The following is a 16,901-nucleotide window of genomic DNA, read 5'->3' as shown; positions in this document are numbered from 1 at the left end:
GTTACTTCAGGATTTTTTCAATTTTAGCCAATTCTTCTGGCGTGAATGCTAAGTTTTTAAGTGCAGCTACGTTTTCCTCAATTTGAGAAACACGACTTGCGCCAATCAACGCAGACGTGACTCGCTCGCCGCGGAGAACCCAAGCTAGCGACATTTGCGCCAAGCTTTGGCCGCGAGTGCTTGCTAATTCGTTCAGTTGATTAATTTGAGCAAGCTTCTCTTCCGTAATATCCTTCGTATTCAGGAATTGACTCTTCCCACCAGCGCGAGAATCACTAGGTACCCCGCTCACGTACTTGTTCGTCAGCAAGCCTTGTGCAAGCGGACAAAACGCGATGCTGCCTACACCAAACTCATCCAGCACATCCTGCAGGCCATTCTCAATCCAACGATTCAACATGCTATAGGAAGGTTGATGAATCAACAGCGGTGTTCCCAGACCTTTCAGAATGGATACTGCTTCTTTCGTCTGCTCTGCCGTGTAATTGGAAAGTCCTATGTACAACGCTTTACCTTGACGAACAATTAAATCCAAGGCAGCCATTGTCTCTTCGAATGGCGTATTCGGATCCGGTCTGTGTGAATAGAAAATATCTACGTATTCCAATCCCATTCTTTTCAGACTTTGATCCAAGCTCGATACTAGATATTTCTTGGAGCCCCACTCACCATAAGGACCTTCCCACATGTGATAACCCGCTTTGGTTGAGATGATCAACTCATCGCGATACGCGGCCAAGTCGCTTTTCAACACCTTACCGAACATTTCCTCAGCTGAGCCTGGCGGCGGTCCGTAGTTATTAGCCAAATCAAAATGAGTAATCCCTAAGTCAAAAGCGCGAAGAAGCATCGCCTTCCCATTCTCATGAATATCCAATCCCCCGAAATTGTGCCACAATCCTAGAGAAATAGCCGGGAGTTTAAGGCCCGATTTACCAGTACGATTATATTTCATTTCTGCATAACGCGTTGAGCTTGCTTGATAGACCATTTTTGTCCTCCTTAGAGTTTTCGTAGAAAACTTACTTCGTAAGCATCTACCAAAGTTTCACCAGTAACTGGTTTCTTAAGTTTAGTATAGGTTAATCGAGGCAACAAAAAAAGGACTGAAAAAAACGTGTCTTACTTACCTCAAGGTTAGTTATGCCTTTATTTTACCTCCATAATGAAACAAAACTGCCGAATTCCTTCGACAGGTTTATCAAAATTATTTACATTTCCCACAACCGCAGTTACATTTGCGTTTTGACTTGTGACCCATCTTTTCTTTTGTTTTCACATTAGACTTTGCAGCTCCGCGTATTCCACCACACCGTAGACAATCCGCGATACATTGATTGCGCCCAACTACAAACAATCGTGTACACACATTAGTACAAAAACGACCACAGTTAGGGAAAGCGAGAGCATTACCCTGATAAACACCTTTAGGCATACCTAAACACCACCTTTTCAATTGGTGCTATATGGTATTCCAACGAGAGTAGGATCGCTTGTACGATTACCCCGTCTTCAAGCTATTTAAGCAAAGTAAGCAGAAGCTCCGAACCATTCATCTGCAGCCACTTTGTTTTCTCAAATGTGTTATGAATAATATCAACGAGCACGCCTTGGGCATCCACACCATCTAAATATCTACCCAGAAAATGAATAAATACATCTAATCGACGAAGCTCGATCAGAAGTGGCAACAAAGCAATCTCTTCCTCTTCCAAATAGACAGTTTGGCGATACCCCTCATAGAAGGCTCTGCAATTGCGTCGCAGTTCTTCTGCCGGTAAAGCAGGATCGATGAGATCAGATAAGCAGACCGCTAGCTCCATCACTCGAACATCTAGCGTTACGAACTCAAAATCAAGTACGGCCGTAATTAGTCCATCCGCATCAACCAACATATTAGACCCATTGATATCCCCATGAACGAGTTGATGAGGAAGCTTTCGAAGTTCCGGAATAGCCTTATAAAACGCAGCAAATCGTCCAAATATATAGGAAAGCTCATCGCGCTGCTGCCAGAACGGTTCTGAAGGATGAATGCAGAACTCATGAATCGCATCCGGTGTGCAGCGAGGATGAATATGTTCAATTTCATAATAAGGCGGGTAGACAGGATTAAGATCCATGTTAATCGCAGCCAGCGCAGACGACAATTGTCCGACAGCTCCTCCGAAGTGAAGCAATTGATCCGTATTCCCCCAAGTAGGGTTGCAACCATCTGTGAATGTAAATAAGGCAGCCAGTTTGCCTTCCTTTGCCTCTAATCGAACAACAGTCTCCCCTGATGGGAGCTCCACTGGCACAGGGATACGAAATGGAAGTTTATCTTTTTCTTTATCTAAAGCCAGAAGAACACCATGTTCGAACCTAATTTTGTCCATATCACGATGAGTTTCGTACAATCGAAGAACATAGGAAGTCCCTTCCACGTCTACGAACCGGGTCGTATTATTCATACCTCCCGCACCAACACGCATGGACCACGTTTGAGTAGGAAACCAATAAGTTGGCAGGGAGGTTAATTGCTCTTCTTGATCTTTGACACGCATAATTGCATTCCTCAACTCCTCTTTCTAAACCTGATTGTCACCTTCTACCGCAAATTCAAAATCCTCTACGTCATATGCTTGGACTGGAATTCCTGCTTGAACTATGCGTTCAATGAAATCTAACTGGTCTGTTAAAAGAGCAGCCTGTTCTTTAATCGCGGTCAGAATTAATTCGGTTTCAATCGGGTCGAAATTGTCCCCATACTCCTCATTGTCAATCGCAAAAACAATCATCAATGTGACATTCTCATTAATAGGTAAAGGCGGGCTTTTCCGCCATGGAACTGTTAACGCTTTTTCAATTTTTTTCTTATTAAACGATTCCTCGAAGAAAGCAATCAGCTCACCAATCATTTGCTTCACGAAACCGTCGTCTTCTTCCTCTAACATGATCGGCTCACTGCCTGTCTGAAGCTCGTATAACTCCTGAATGCTGGTATAAGGTATCAAATAAGTAACAGGCTTCTCTGGCAGCATTAATTGACCATGCACGGCAAGCATTACGGCTTCGATTATAAATGTTTTGCTCATCTTGTTCTCCCTTTCTATCTGCCCTTGTAAAAGCATTATTTCGCTAAGAAGCTGAGGAATCCTCTTTTCACAACCTTCTCGGGCCAAACAAAACCGTCAGTTCCTATGATCGAAGTGACCACTTTGAACTAACGGTTTCGATTACTCTTATAGGATCCCATCAATGACCTCATGATTCTCATAAATTGGCTGATAAGGCTTCTTCGAAAAACGATTGGCATACGCTGACGCTACATAACAATCCGGTTTAATAACTGGAACCATACCGACGGATTCCACTCTCCGCACCATCTCTTGGACGAATTTTGCCGTCCGATTCTTATTTTCATCGTCGCCAGCATCAATATGAATAAACATATCGAAGGATGCACCTTGATACAGATGTGGAAGAATAATGTTTTCCATATCCTGTCGCTTAGACTCATCAAAATACATCGCAATCTCTTCACTCAAAGCAGTTTCCATCGAAAGCTTTTCTCTAATCGAATGTAGGGCCCGATGAACGATGACTTGACGATAACACGCCCACGCTCCTTTTCCTAACCGCTGGATAACTACACCAGTAATGAATTTCGTATGACCTGTGTGTACCTGACAATCCGTACCAATAATAAACTTGTAGGTAGCTACGGGGTCGTGACGCATGAAATGGAGAATACGCTCATGTACGGTATCTAGGTTTAGTCCTCTTTCCGTCGTGTTCCGAAATTCCAGTGGATGGGTCGTCGTCAAAGGTTTCAAAGATAAGGTTCTTCCTTTCTCCTTAGAATGAGGAAGAAGCAGATGCCGAAGTTGCATCCGCCCCTATCTATAGTATATGGCAAAGTTCCTCTGCTTGAACCATCACTTATTGTAAAACACTGCCGCCAAACATACGCTAAAGTTTATTTTTCCAGTTTACGAACTTCCGGTTTGCGTGTGGGAGGCCAAAACACATGTAAATTTGGGTCATTTTTCAACTTCACATTGCAGAGCTTCATTTCCCCTTCCTCGAGTTCAATCACATGCCAAGCATCCGGCTCCATTCCCTCCAAGCTCTGTAGAAAAGCAGGACACTGCTGCTCAGCCTCATCTAAATCCGGCCAAAATTTTACGCCATAATAGGCTAAACCATAGTGATTGACTTGTGTACATGTGAAAATCTGGTGCGATGTTGTATGCTGCAGCACATAGGGCATCTTTCATTCCTCCGATAAAAAGGCACGTTCACCACAAGGGTGAAGTGCCTTCATTTTTATGATGACGACTTATAAATAAGCATTCTCATGCTTCGCTTTTAACATATTCCAACGACGTTCAACTTCCGTCTCGAACGATTTCAGGGAACCCTCATACTCGGGCTTCGTCATATGCTTCGTTTTCCCCATCGTCTTGAGCCAATCCGATAGTGGAATCTTCTTGCTCTTATCCTCCGGATTATACGTGATGGACGTAACCCCGTGCTCCACTTCATAGAGCGGGAAGAAGCAGGAATCTACCGCAGCTCCGACGATATTGGAGCCTTCCTGGTCATCGGACAGCCAGTTCAACGGACAGGCAATGAGAATTTTCCCATACACTAATCCCTCATTTTGGGCGTACCACTGTGCTTTCGCGGCTTTCTTCACAAGATCCTGCGGATACGCTTCCGACCCTGTAAATACATACGGAATATGGGTAGCGGCCATAATTTGGGCTGTATCCTTGTGATGGAACACTTTACCACCCTGATGCTTCCCAACGTTCGAAGTCGATGTACGATGACCCATTGGCGTCGAATAAGACAGCTGCGCCCCTGTATTCATGTATCCCTCGTTATCGTACTCGAGAATAATCATTTTATGATTGCGCAAAGCCGCTCCTATCGCTGGTCCCATGCCGATATCCATTCCGCCGTCACCAGTGATCATCACGAAGGTGAAATCGTCCTTCAAGCCCAAATGGTCGAGCTCGCCACGCCGCTTGCGCTCCCAGAACATCTCCACAACCCCTGACAGGGTCGCTGCGCCATTCTGGAACAGATTATGAATATACGTCGCTTTGTGCGCTGAATACGGATAACCCGTCGTTACAACCATGGCGCAGCCTGTATGGAAGATCGAGACAATATCGCCTTCAATCCCTTTGAAAAACAGCTCCAAGCCGGAGAAAATGCCGCAGCCTGGACATGCGCCATGCCCCGGAGCAATACGCTTCGGTTTCTTCGTCAGTGCTCGCAGTGGCGGAATACGCACATTCAGCTTGCCTGTGTTCTCATCCGGTGTTACCGTGATAAGTCCCGTCTTCAAATCCTCATACTTCATCGGCGTCAACACCCGCTTCGGCGCTTTCGAAGGATCACCTGGCGTGTGGCCGTAGTAATCGAAGGGAACTTCCACCTTGCCGCTTTGTACAGCGTCAATGGCAAATTGGAACAAGTTATGCCCATCTTCGGCATAAAAGTCCTTGCCACCTAAGCCGTAGATTCGGCTTATGACAAGCGTATCTCTGTTCCCATGTGTGAACAGGGCCGCTTTGATTTCGTTGACCATATTGCCGCCATGGCCGCCATAGGAATCCGCGCGATCGCCAACGGTGATCGCTTTCACATTTTGCAAAGCTTCAGCGATCTGCTTTGCTGGGAATGGACGAATGATATTCGGCGCGATCGATCCGGCTTTAATGCCCTTCTCGCGGAGCTGGTCGACGACGTCTTTGATGATTTCGGAAGCCGAATTCATCAAGAACACCGCGACTTCCGCGTCCTCCATCCGATATAGCTCAAGAATCGGATAATCACGGCCTGTCAGCTCAGCGTATTCCTGCCGAATACGATCATAAACGCCCTCGGCGTTATACATGGCCATGGACTGCTGATAGCAGTTATTAATATAATCCGGCTCATTCATATAAGGACCTACAGTAATCGGATTATTGCGATCCAGCGTATCTGGGAAGCCCTGTGGCTTCTCTCCAATGAAAGCATGCACATCCTCACGATGCGCGAACGTTTGCACTCTACGCTTTTGGTGGGACGTGAAATAACCGTCTGAAGCAACCAAAACCGGCAAACGAACTTCCGGATCCTCAGCTAGCTTTAAAGCTATGATATTCATGTCATAAACCGCTTGCGGGTCACGACACATCACAATCGGCCATCCCGTATTTAAAGCATAATACAAGTCAGAGTGATCCCCATGAATATTAAGCGGGCCGGATACGGAGCGGCATACCAAGTTCATCACCATCGGAAAGCGTGTCCCGGATTTAACCGGCATTTGTTCCAACATGTACAAATAACCGTTAGCGCTTGTCGCGTTAAATACGCGGCCGCCAGCAGTTGAAGCGCCATAACATATGCCTGCCGAACCATGCTCACCGTCTGCTGGAATGAGCACGATATCATGCTGTCCGTTGGACTTCATAAGATCTAGAAACTGGGCAACCTCCGTAGATGGAGATATCGGAAAGTAACCCATAACATGATAATTAATTTGATGAGCCGCATATGCCGCCATCTCGTTGCCTGATTCATATACGATGCGCTGTTCGACCTTGGCTTGCCCTAATTCCTTCTTGATATCAATGGACATGCGAGTAGTTCCACCCTTCTCCCATAAATACTCTCTAAGAGTTTACAGCTAGATTGAATCGATGCGGCATGCGATTTAAGTCTGCATAGCCATCTTCTTCCCGCTCATTTGTGAGCGCTTCGGTCGGACAAGCCTGTACACATTTAAGGCAACCTTTACAATATTGATAGTCAATCCCCTGCAGAAACATTTGCGGACGCCCTTTTTTGTCAGAGAGTTCATCCCAAACGAAGCAGAAATCCGGACACACATTATCGCAGGAAGCACAGTGAATACATTTATCTTCATGGAAATGCGGCATCATCCCCGCACGTGAAATACTTAAATCTTTCAGGATGCTGTTCCCAGGATTCGTAATGACACCCCCGATGGACTGCGTTTCATAGCCAAGCACTGGCGTATCGAAACGAACGAAATCGGGCATCGTCTCCCCTTCTGGAAGCGCATACGTTTGGAACTTAACTTCATTGTAACCGCGGTCAAACGTTCGCAAGGCGGGTGCAACCGCAAGCGGATATTTCTTTTCTAACGATTTGCGAATAACGCCTCTCATGACATCGGGATCAAGGAAATCACACAACCGGAACAGCGCGCCAAGCATCGCCATATTCACGCGGTTCTTCTCTTCTAGCGAGATCCCAATAGCATCGATAACGGCAATGGTACCGCCCCGGAGCTTCATCTTTTCCTTCAACTCATCCGGTGTTTTTGTCGAATTTACTAATACTGTACTATCTTCGTAGATGCCACTGATAACGTTTACAGTTTTGGAAAGCGATTCGTGAAAAACTCCTACAACATGCGGTCGTTCGACGGGTGAAGTATCCCTAATTCGCGTATCCATGTCACAAAACCTAATATGTGCTTTCACTGCCGATCCTTTCTTCTCTGAACCATAGGAAGAAAAGCTAACTCCGTTCAAACCCACCCCTACGACTCCCGCTTCCGCCAGCATCTTGCCCGCTAGATTTGCGCCGAGTCCACCGATGGATTCCAGTCTAATCTCAAAAAAACCGAGATCGTTCAATTTAGGTAAAGTTACCATGCCAGGTCTCCTTTCAAAAATGAACTGCATAAAAAATGAATAGTATGAATAGTAAATCTACTCTCATTGTAACAAGAAATCTCTGGTAATCAACCTTTTTTTGAAGGGTCCCTTCATAGCAAATAATCGATTATGAGGCCGCACCCTCCCAAGTAGTAGCTTCTGGGCCCTAAATTCTCGTCTTGATCAGGATTATCCTTCTCGGCATCCTCACAATCCTCACACACGTCCACATAATCTTCATCAATCGGATTAAAGACAACACCGCAAACCTGTGAGCACGCCCGCATCCTCATCTCTCCTTGTATACCAAGCAACTTAGATTGTAAACGCTTGCACTTTCGATTTCCTTTATTATACCGCGGTTTATAAGAATAACACCATAAGTCTTTATCAAATCTTTAGCATTCAAAATGCCCCATTTCTCTTGATAAGGTCATTTTATGTGAGATAATGTAGAAATAATAAAGATACTGTCGGACTGCGGAAAGGATGGCATTCATTTGTTCCATTCAATTATTTCCAATGAACTACATGGTCTCTTCTACATCATGAGTGCTATATTAATCCATCTAGTTCTTACCCCTATTTTCATTTACAAAGAACATCAACGTAGATTGCTATTTGCTCTGATTTTAATCGTACTAATCTTCTTGTACTGGAAATTTGAAGACATTGATCCCTTAATTTATTCCCTCCATTTGTTTCCGATCAGCTTAATTGCTGTGATTCTGTATGTTGGCTTTATACCAGCTTTTATTACCTGGACCTTATTTAACATAGGCTGCATGGTCGTTCTGAATTACTATTGGCAACCCGCTTTAATCAGCAGTACTGTATTATTATTAGGCGGATTTCTCATCACAAATACTGCAAATCAACCTACACTCAGGATGAAATTAACATATGCAACAGGTATGCTGCTCTTGTATGAAGTATTGTATGCGCTATTAGCACTGTACATACGATCTCATATTACGATGTATGCTGCATACACCGTAATTTTTTCCTTTTTTTCTCTTTGGATGATTACATACTTACAATTTTTTGTCAGGAAGCATGAAATTCACAAACAACGACTTGTCTCCTTGGAAAAGGATCGAATGCTCGGCCAGTTTGCAGCCACCATTTCTCACGAAATACGTAATCCTCTCACATCAACAAAAGGCTTTCTTCAGTTACTGGAACAGAAAGAGCTTTCCTTCAACGATCATAAGCGATATGTCGACCTAGCATTGTCAGGTGTGGATCAAGCGAATGCCATTCTGGGTGATTATTTGAACTATGCCAAGCCGTTTTCTAACTTACAGGAACAATTAGAACTCAAGGAAGAGATAGAAGCCATGCTGCGTTTCATCACTCCATTTGCTACAGATCACCAGGTTGCTATCCATACTTGTCATGAAAATGAAGAACCCCTTTACATTCTAGGCGAATCCAAAAAGCTTCGCCAATGCTTAATGAATCTTATTAAAAATGCGATTGAGTCCATGCCTAACGGTGGTAGAATATCCTTAAGGACTTCTAAGCTGCCTAACGCCGTGCAAATTTCTATTTCTGACACTGGCGTGGGGATGAGTAAGCAGCAATTAAATTCGCTCGGTATGCCTTTCTACACAACCAAAGAACAAGGAACTGGACTTGGGCTCGTAGTGGTCATGAGTATTATCAAAATGATGAACGGAAAAATCTCCTTCTCCAGTCATCTAAACCAAGGCACGCAGTGCTCCATTTTATTTCAGCAAAAATGAACATCCAGCGCTCTCCATTAACAACCTTGATGATCTGTGCTATTCTGTTAAGACAAGCGATCATCATGATTGGTAAGGAGGCTTTGCTATGAATTCAGATTTCATTCCGATTAAATCACTTGAGGGCGACTTGAAAATGTCGCATAAGAAGAGGGATTTCGGTCTAACCGTCTCATCCAAAGAGTTGATCCTTCACAAACCTCACATTAATTATTATTTCAAGTTGGAACATATCATCAGCATGATTCCATACGATAAATCTGCTCTCAAGGCTGTCACCTTCGTAAACTCGCGGTCAGCTAATCAAGAATTCACACATGTAGCTCCGGGCTCTGATTACTACCGCATTTATGTCCAAGCAGCTACCGTCCATAACCGCAGCGGGCTGTTCGAAATAGGGCCAACGGATATCATCATTCCGATCCATCCGAGTATGCTCAAAGCCATATCTGATCATATTCAGCGCGTCGGTATAACTATATTTTAGAGTTTCTACACAACAAAAAAAGCAAGGGTGAAAAGAAAAGCTTCTTTTCTTACCCTTGCTTTTTTGTTACCTAAGAAATTCATTCTTACAAATTTTCTTTCTCGACAATAAAGGCTAGTAAGCGTTCGCAGCACTCCTCTACCATCTCATACACCTCTTGAAAGTTACCCGTGTAATAGGGGTCTGGAACATCTTTATCAATGCGATCGGGTGCAAAATCCAACAATTTATGAATGGCAGCTCGTTTCTCACCTTCTACTAACAAAGGCGCAAACGATGTCAGATTCGTTACATTACTCTGATCCATCGCGATGATATATGTATATTGTACAAAGTCATCGGACCTAACTTGCCTTGCTATTAGACCCTCATGATTAATCTGATACTGATCCAATATATCCCTAGTTCCTTGATGTGGCGGATGTCCAATGTGCCAATCTCCGGTTCCGGCAGAATCAATAGCAATTACAGCGTCTAAACCCGCTTTATTAACCTGATGACGAAAAACGGCTTCAGCCATGGGAGAACGGCATATATTTCCTAAGCAAACGAATAAGACCTGGATCATACTTCACCAAAGATGAGCTTTTTTTCACGCATAGTAAGTGACCTAGCCGGAATATCCAGCACAATTTTACCTTCAGAAAGCCCCCAAATACGAGTTGCATATCTCTCCGCAAGCTCAACTTGGTGCAGTGTAGCAATGACGCTCATATTCCGATCTTTGCAAAGCGATTTCAAATCCTGCAAGATATATTCCGTTGATTTCGGATCGAGACCAGATACAGGTTCATCGGCGACAAGTACCTTGGGTCCAAGTATTAACGCTTTTGCAATAGCAACACGCTGCTGCTCACCGCCGCTTAAGCTGACCAACCTTCTTATCTCCCTTATCAAGCAAACCCACTTTTTCTAAATAATCCATGCTGTCTACATGCTCATCTCTTGAAGTCATACCAGTTAAAATACGCAGTGGTGTTTGATAGACACGCCCCATCATGACATTCTTGACAGCGCTTTTATTTCGATTCAAAGCAGGCTTTTCTTCTAGGAATGCGAAATCTCTACCTAATTTGAAGCGTTCCAATAGACCTGGCTTTGATATATCAATGGAGTTATAGATTAACTGACCGCTTGTCCATTTCTCTTGATGACTGATGCAGCGCAGTAACGTGGTTTTCCCACTTCCACTGCCCCCAATAACCGCAATGAATTCGCCTTCATCAACTTGAAAGCTCACTTGTGAAAGTACCTGATTGTCCGGAGGATATACTTTACTTAAATTACGAACTGTAAGCATGACAATGTCTCCTTCGAGTAAGTCTTCTTCCGTCTTTCCGATAGAAAGACTCATTTCATAAGCTGCCCTTTTGGGAAAAAATCGCCACTCCTTTCAAGCGATAAGCCTGAGTAGAGGGCGATTTTCTAATTCCCAAAGGAGGTTATCTTAATCGCAAGATGTTGGAGCTTCTGCCGTACCTGCTTCTACATTAATTTTATCGGAAATCGTATCACGAATAACCGACATCACTAGCTGCAATAAATAGTTGATATCGTCTTGTGTTTGCTTGAATTCATTCACAATCGGAATCTCATCTAATTGATCCTGCAGCACTTCAATCTCATTCTCAATTTTCTCGATCATTTTAGCATTTTGGAAAGTCTCGAAAGCAACGACTTCCTTCTGCTTCTTTTTGATCGCACTGATTAGTACTTGGATATCAGGATTCGTAGCGATTTGCTTCTCAGCCTTTTGATAAAACTGTACCTCATTCGAAGTCGTTAACAATTCAGCCAATTCCTTGGCTTTGGATAAAATATCTTCGCGTACAATCATTTCCGTATTTGTAAACTCCTCTACTTTAAAAGCATGAGGCTCATTATCGTTATGTTTATGATCACATTGAGACACTTCTAAACACGCTCCTATCTATTTCAGCTTCAAATTAAATGGACATTTTCATGGGATTGTGAACAATCTCACCCTTCAAAATCCAAGTTTGTGCATGCGTCACTTCCACTTCAACCATTTGACCAATTAAAGACTTATCGCCAGTAAAATGGATCAATTTATTTGTCCGCGTGCGACCGGCTAGTACATCAGCGTTATTCTTGCTTTCGCCTTCAACAAGAACTTCAACGGTCTGACCTAACAATCTCTCGTTGCTCGCTTTACTGTGTTTATTTACTAGCTCATTCAAGCGATAAAGTCGCTGTTTCTTAACTTCCATCGGTACATTGTCTTCCATATCGGCAGCAGGCGTACCTTCTCGCGGCGAATAAATAAATGTAAACGCGAAATCGAAGCCTACTTCCTCATAAAGAGACATGGTTTCATCAAACTGCTCATCCGTTTCACCTGGAAAACCAACAATTATATCTGTTGTCAGAACGACATCAGGCATCGTTTCTTTAATTTTACCGGCCAGCTGTAAATAATGATCTCTGGAATATTTTCTGCTCATTCTTTTCAGAACCTCAGTATTACCCGACTGAACTGGCAGATGTATATGCTCTACAAGATTACCACGTTTACCTAGTACTTCAATCAAGCGATCATCAAAATCTCTTGGATGTGATGTGGTAAATCGAATACGCGGCACGTCAATTTTACGAATATCGTCCATCAAATCAGCGAATGAATAGGTAATATCCTCAAAATCTTTACCATAGGCATTGACATTTTGACCGAGCAGCGTAATTTCCTGAAACCCTTGACGAGCCAAGTCTCTAACCTCAGCCAGCACGTCTTGTGGTCGGCGACTTCTCTCTTTACCCCGCGTATAAGGAACTATACAGTACGTACAGAACTTATCGCAGCCAAACATGATGTTCACCCAAGCACGGATTCCTTCACGTTTTTTCGGTAGATTCTCAACGATATCGCCTTCTTTGGACCATACCTCAACGACCATTTCCTTGTTATAGAAGGCATCTTTCAAAAGGGATGGAAGTCGATGAATATTGTGCGTTCCGAAAATCAAATCTACAAAAGCATGCTTTTGCATAATTCGATTCACGACCGCTTCTTCTTGCGACATACATCCACAAACACCAAGTACGAGGCCTGGTTTCTGGGCTTTCAGTGCTTTTAAATGACCAAGCTCACCGAACACCTTATCTTCTGCATTCTCCCGAATCGCACAAGTGTTGAGCAGAATTACATCTGCTTGGAACTTGTCCTCAGTCGCTTGATAGCCCATTTGCTCGAGTAAACCCTTCATTACTTCTGTATCATGCTCATTCATCTGACATCCGTAAGTGCGAATCAAATAATATTTATCCTTGCCGAACTCCTGCATGTCCTCAGGAATGGTGAAGTCATAGTGTACGGCGATCTCTTCTTTTCCGCGCTTCTTTGCATCTGTCAGTGAAGGAGGCTGAAAATATTGGGAATAATCCTTGTCGGATTTCACTTGGTTAGCCACTTTCTTTCCTCCTAAAAGTTTTGCTTTAGCAAAACTAACTTCGTAAGCATAGGCAGAGTTTTCGTATAAAACATTCTGCATAAGTCGACTGAGTTTTGCTGTAGTAAACTGACGCAACTTTTATTATAGCATCACATGGCTACATAGTACAAAAAGAAATTAGCATATGTATGAAATTTTGCTTGCACGAATTAATCTATAAGTTCAGCGAAATCGCCAGTTTTCACACCAGCAGCATTCCCCTCATCCGTGTCAATGTGCATGTCTAATGCGTAGTGATCAGATACACGAGCAATCACATTCTCGAAAATCAAAGATCGTTCCCCACTCACTTTGACACGCAAAAGCTGTTTATCCTGAATGCCCCATTTCTCTGCATCCGAAGTATGGAAGTGAATATGCCTAGCCGCGACAATTACGCCTTTCTCCAGATCAATCTCGCCCTTTGGACCAATGACACGGAGACCTGGTGTGTGTTCTATGTGTCCGGATTCACGTACCGGCGGGTTTATCCCTAAAGAAAAAGCATCCGTTCGCGATATTTCAATTTGTGTACTTGGGCGTGCAGGTCCAAGAATACGTACTTTCTCGATCTTCCCTTTGGGTCCCACAATCGTTACCATTTCTTGAGCTGCAAATTGCCCAGGTTGTGAGAGATCTTTAAACGTTGTCAATTCATATCCCTGCCCAAATAAAACCTCGATATGAGCTGGAGATAGGTGTATATGTCTAGCTGAAACCCCTACTGGGACTGTTTTCATAGTATCCATCCTTTACCTTTTGTGATAGTAGACAGTATTGCCGCTCAGCAAAAAAGGCATACGGAAAATCTCCATATGCCTTCAAGGTATAACTATTATTTGAATTCAGTAAGCATTTTGCTGAAATCAGCTTCTGAAAGCTTAAGGTCTTGTTTCGAAAGTCCTTCTTTAGCAAAGCTTGGAATGGAATCTTCGTAGCTCTTTTTCTCTTTGTTTTGATAGATAATACCCGTCAACATGGAATTTGTTTCCATGATTTTGGTCATTGCCATCACACGGTTCGTGTAATCATATTCAGGAATTTCATCCAGATCCACGATATTCTCTTTGAACCAGTCATACGTGTTTACTTTATTGAAAGTTACGCATGGGCTAAATACGTTAATCAAAGAGAAACCTTTGTGATTCAAACCAGCTTCGATAACAGCTGTTAACTGTTTCAAGTTACTGGAGAACGATTGTGCTACGAAAGAAGCACCAGCAGCCATAGCCACTTCTAATGGTGAAATTGCAGACTCAATTGTTCCTGATGGAACGCTTTTCGTTTTGAAACCTTCCGCACTACGTGGGGATGCTTGACCTTTCGTCAAACCGTAGATTTGGTTATCCATTACGATGTACGTGACATCAATGTTACGACGAATCGCATGTACAGTATGTCCCATACCGATTGCAAAGCCATCGCCGTCACCGCCTGAAGCGATAACAGTCAAATCGCGGTTAGCCATTTTCACACCTTGTGCGATTGGCAAAGATCTACCGTGAATACCGTGGAAACCATAAGCATTGATGTAACCAGAGATACGACCGGAACAGCCAATACCCGATACAATTGCTAAGCCCTCAGGCTCTAAACCAACATTAGCTGCTGCACGCTGAATTGCCGCTTGGACGGAGAAGTCTCCGCAACCTGGACACCAGTTAGGCTTTACATTGTTACGAAAGTCTTTTAATGTTGCCATGCTAAAGTCAACTCCTTACATTTTTGTTCAATTTCTGCAGGCAAGAACGGGTTACCGTTGTATTTAAGAACATTTTTAATTTTATCTGCATGACCAACATGCAGTTTAATTTGATCGGCTAATTGTCCAGTTGCGTTGTTTTCAACAACGATTACTGTTTTTGCTTTTTCAACAAGAGGTCTCAGCTGCTCTGCAGGGAACGGATGAATCAAACGCACTGTTGCGTGATTTGTCTTAATTCCTTCCAGTTCAACGCGGCTTCTTGCTTCATCGATCGTTCCACCAGTGGAACCCATTCCGATAATCAAAAGATCTGGATTCTCATGAGGTGCATCGAATTTAATGGCATCAGTAACTTGAATGTGTTTCAATTTCTCAAGACGCTTATCCATCATACGTTGACGGTTTTCAGTGCTTTCCGAAGGACGACCTGTTTGGTCATGCTCAACACCTGTAACATGATGAATACCATTCTTCACGCCAGGAATCACACGTGGTGAAACACCGTTCTCAGTAAACTCATAACGTTTGAACAGTTGATTCGCTTCTTGTTCAGGAGCTTCTGTTACAAGCGCTCCGCGGTCAATCACAATGCGGTTGTAATCCAGCATCTCTGCGGATTGTTTACCCAAGGAGAGTTGCAAATCCGTCATCAAAATAACTGGAACTTGATATTTCTCAGCAAGGTTGAAAGCTTCAATTGTATCATAGAAGCATTCTTCAATCGTGCTTGGGGATAGAACGATTTTCGGGATTTCACCGTGTGTACCGTAGACCATTGCGTTCAAGTCGGATTGCTCTTGTTTCGTCGGAAGACCCGTACTTGGACCTCCACGTTGTGTATCAACGATAACAACAGGCGTTTCAGTCATACCGGCGAGGCCAATCGCTTCCATCATCAAAGATAGACCAGGACCTGCAGATGCTGTTAGTGCACGAGCACCAGCATAGTTAGCACCGATTGCCATTGTACATGCTGCAATTTCATCTTCGGTTTGGATAACAGTTCCACCCAATTTAGGCAGTGCTTTTTGTAAATATTCCATAACTTCAGATGCCGGTGTAATTGGGTAAGCTGGCATAAAGCGGCAACCTGCTGCTACTGCTCCAAGAGCGATTGCATCGTTACCAATCATGAACAGTTTTTGTCTGCCGTCAGCTGGTTCCAATTGGAAGTCAGCAATAGGTCCACCGGCCAATTCCAGAACGGATTCTGCACCTTTACGAACAGCTTCAATATTTTTTTCTACAACAGCTGCGCCTTTACGGCCAAATTCTTCTTCAACAGCTTTATTAAACACGTCAAGCGGCAAACCGAGCAATGCCCAAGATGCGCCTGATGCGGCCATGTTCTTAAATAAGGAAGTTCCTAGTTCCTCTGCAATGGCAGTGATTGGAACTGGAAACAAACGCGCTTTAATTCCTTCAGGTAAAACGGGGTTAAACTTAGCATCTGCAACGATTACACCGTTGTCGCGAAGTTCGTGTGCATTAAAATCGATACTTTCTTGGTCGAAAGCGACCAAAATGTCCAAATCGTCTGAAATTGCGCGAATCGGTTTAGTGCTGATGCGAATCTTGTTATTTGTATGTCCCCCCTTAATCCGTGAAGAGAAATGACGGTACCCATACAAATAGTAACCGAGACGGTTCAATGCAGTAGAGAAAATGCGGTCTGTACTTTCGACCCCTTCACCCTGCTGACCTCCGATTTTCCAAGATAACTGACTAATCACCGTACGTCCACTCCTTTTGATTGTAGCTGCATGAAGATCTAAAAAAGCTAATTTGTAGAAATTTAAGATGAAGCTATAAAAAATTTCTTTCACTTGTCATCCA

Annotated in this window: 16 protein-coding genes and 1 pseudogene; 2 read left to right on the top strand and 15 right to left on the bottom strand. The window is 43.5% G+C overall.

Annotated features, from left to right (window positions below; translation table 11 throughout):
* Window position 1 precedes the first annotated feature (1 nt).
* From mgrA to ACBP55_RS17935, 8 genes are all read right to left on the bottom strand, one after another.
* Window positions 2–991 carry an L-glyceraldehyde 3-phosphate reductase gene (mgrA, locus tag ACBP55_RS17970; protein WP_464653022.1) on the bottom strand — a complete coding sequence of 330 codons (990 nt, stop codon included), beginning with the start codon at window positions 989–991 and terminating at the stop codon, window positions 2–4.
* 526 nt (window positions 992–1,517) lie between these two features.
* Window positions 1,518–2,546 carry a phosphotransferase gene (locus ACBP55_RS17965; protein ID WP_464653021.1) on the bottom strand — a complete coding sequence of 343 codons (1,029 nt, stop codon included), beginning with the start codon at window positions 2,544–2,546 and terminating at the stop codon, window positions 1,518–1,520.
* A 24-nt stretch (window positions 2,547–2,570) separates the two neighbouring features.
* Complete coding sequence (locus ACBP55_RS17960; RefSeq protein ID WP_464653019.1) at window positions 2,571–3,077, bottom strand: ADP-heptose synthase; 507 nt, start codon at window positions 3,075–3,077, stop codon at window positions 2,571–2,573.
* A 147-nt stretch (window positions 3,078–3,224) separates the two neighbouring features.
* Window positions 3,225–3,818, bottom strand: coding sequence for a ribonuclease H-like YkuK family protein (locus ACBP55_RS17955; protein ID WP_246309227.1), 594 nt, complete (start codon window positions 3,816–3,818; stop codon window positions 3,225–3,227).
* A gap of 143 nt (window positions 3,819–3,961) precedes the next feature.
* Window positions 3,962–4,255, bottom strand: coding sequence for a hypothetical protein (locus tag ACBP55_RS17950; RefSeq protein ID WP_464653018.1), 294 nt, complete (start codon window positions 4,253–4,255; stop codon window positions 3,962–3,964).
* A 69-nt stretch (window positions 4,256–4,324) separates the two neighbouring features.
* Window positions 4,325–6,628 carry a thiamine pyrophosphate-dependent enzyme gene (locus tag ACBP55_RS17945; protein ID WP_464653017.1) on the bottom strand — a complete coding sequence of 768 codons (2,304 nt, stop codon included), beginning with the start codon at window positions 6,626–6,628 and terminating at the stop codon, window positions 4,325–4,327.
* A 34-nt stretch (window positions 6,629–6,662) separates the two neighbouring features.
* Window positions 6,663–7,673: a 2-oxoacid:acceptor oxidoreductase family protein gene (locus ACBP55_RS17940; protein ID WP_464653016.1), complete on the bottom strand. Its 1,011-nt coding sequence runs from the start codon at window positions 7,671–7,673 to the stop codon at window positions 6,663–6,665.
* A gap of 113 nt (window positions 7,674–7,786) precedes the next feature.
* On the bottom strand, window positions 7,787–7,963 hold the full coding sequence (locus tag ACBP55_RS17935; protein WP_464653015.1) for a hypothetical protein: 177 nt from the start codon (window positions 7,961–7,963) through the stop codon (window positions 7,787–7,789).
* Window positions 7,964–8,176: 213 nt separating this feature from the next.
* Between ACBP55_RS17935 and ACBP55_RS17930 the strand changes: the two genes are divergently transcribed.
* Together ACBP55_RS17930 and ACBP55_RS17925 are read left to right on the top strand one after the other, a co-directional pair.
* Window positions 8,177–9,424 carry an ATP-binding protein gene (locus ACBP55_RS17930; RefSeq protein WP_464653014.1) on the top strand — a complete coding sequence of 416 codons (1,248 nt, stop codon included), beginning with the start codon at window positions 8,177–8,179 and terminating at the stop codon, window positions 9,422–9,424.
* An 88-nt stretch (window positions 9,425–9,512) separates the two neighbouring features.
* Entirely contained in the window at window positions 9,513–9,911 is a 399-nt protein-coding gene (locus ACBP55_RS17925) for a hypothetical protein (RefSeq protein ID WP_173185970.1), read from the top strand.
* A gap of 85 nt (window positions 9,912–9,996) precedes the next feature.
* Here ACBP55_RS17925 and ACBP55_RS17920 read toward each other — a convergent pair whose 3' ends face one another.
* The 7 genes and pseudogenes from ACBP55_RS17920 to ACBP55_RS17890 form a co-directional block, all read right to left on the bottom strand.
* On the bottom strand, window positions 9,997–10,479 hold the full coding sequence (locus tag ACBP55_RS17920; protein ID WP_464653013.1) for a low molecular weight protein-tyrosine-phosphatase: 483 nt from the start codon (window positions 10,477–10,479) through the stop codon (window positions 9,997–9,999).
* Window positions 10,476–11,211: pseudogene (locus ACBP55_RS17915) on the bottom strand (phosphonate ABC transporter ATP-binding protein). The gene ACBP55_RS17920 and the pseudogene ACBP55_RS17915 overlap by 4 nt, the downstream one beginning before the upstream one ends.
* A gap of 147 nt (window positions 11,212–11,358) precedes the next feature.
* The gene (locus tag ACBP55_RS17910; RefSeq protein WP_036632935.1) at window positions 11,359–11,748 is read right to left on the bottom strand and encodes a YlbF/YmcA family competence regulator; all 390 of its coding nucleotides are present in this window, start codon (window positions 11,746–11,748) and stop codon (window positions 11,359–11,361) included.
* A gap of 109 nt (window positions 11,749–11,857) precedes the next feature.
* Complete coding sequence (miaB, locus tag ACBP55_RS17905) at window positions 11,858–13,420, bottom strand: tRNA (N6-isopentenyl adenosine(37)-C2)-methylthiotransferase MiaB (protein WP_464653011.1); 1,563 nt, start codon at window positions 13,418–13,420, stop codon at window positions 11,858–11,860.
* A 110-nt stretch (window positions 13,421–13,530) separates the two neighbouring features.
* The gene (gene pduL, locus ACBP55_RS17900) at window positions 13,531–14,100 is read right to left on the bottom strand and encodes a phosphate propanoyltransferase (protein WP_464653010.1); all 570 of its coding nucleotides are present in this window, start codon (window positions 14,098–14,100) and stop codon (window positions 13,531–13,533) included.
* A 95-nt stretch (window positions 14,101–14,195) separates the two neighbouring features.
* The gene (locus tag ACBP55_RS17895; RefSeq protein WP_029195284.1) at window positions 14,196–15,062 is read right to left on the bottom strand and encodes a 2-oxoacid:ferredoxin oxidoreductase subunit beta; all 867 of its coding nucleotides are present in this window, start codon (window positions 15,060–15,062) and stop codon (window positions 14,196–14,198) included.
* Entirely contained in the window at window positions 15,050–16,798 is a 1,749-nt protein-coding gene (locus tag ACBP55_RS17890) for a 2-oxoacid:acceptor oxidoreductase subunit alpha (protein ID WP_029195283.1), read from the bottom strand. Before ACBP55_RS17890 ends, ACBP55_RS17895 begins: the two co-directional genes overlap by 13 nt.
* Between the last annotated feature and the right edge of the window lie 103 nt (window positions 16,799–16,901).

This window comes from Paenibacillus sp. WG02, assembly GCF_055396115.1.
Note: the sequence above shows the minus strand (reverse complement) of the source record. Positions and strands in the feature narration are given on the sequence as shown.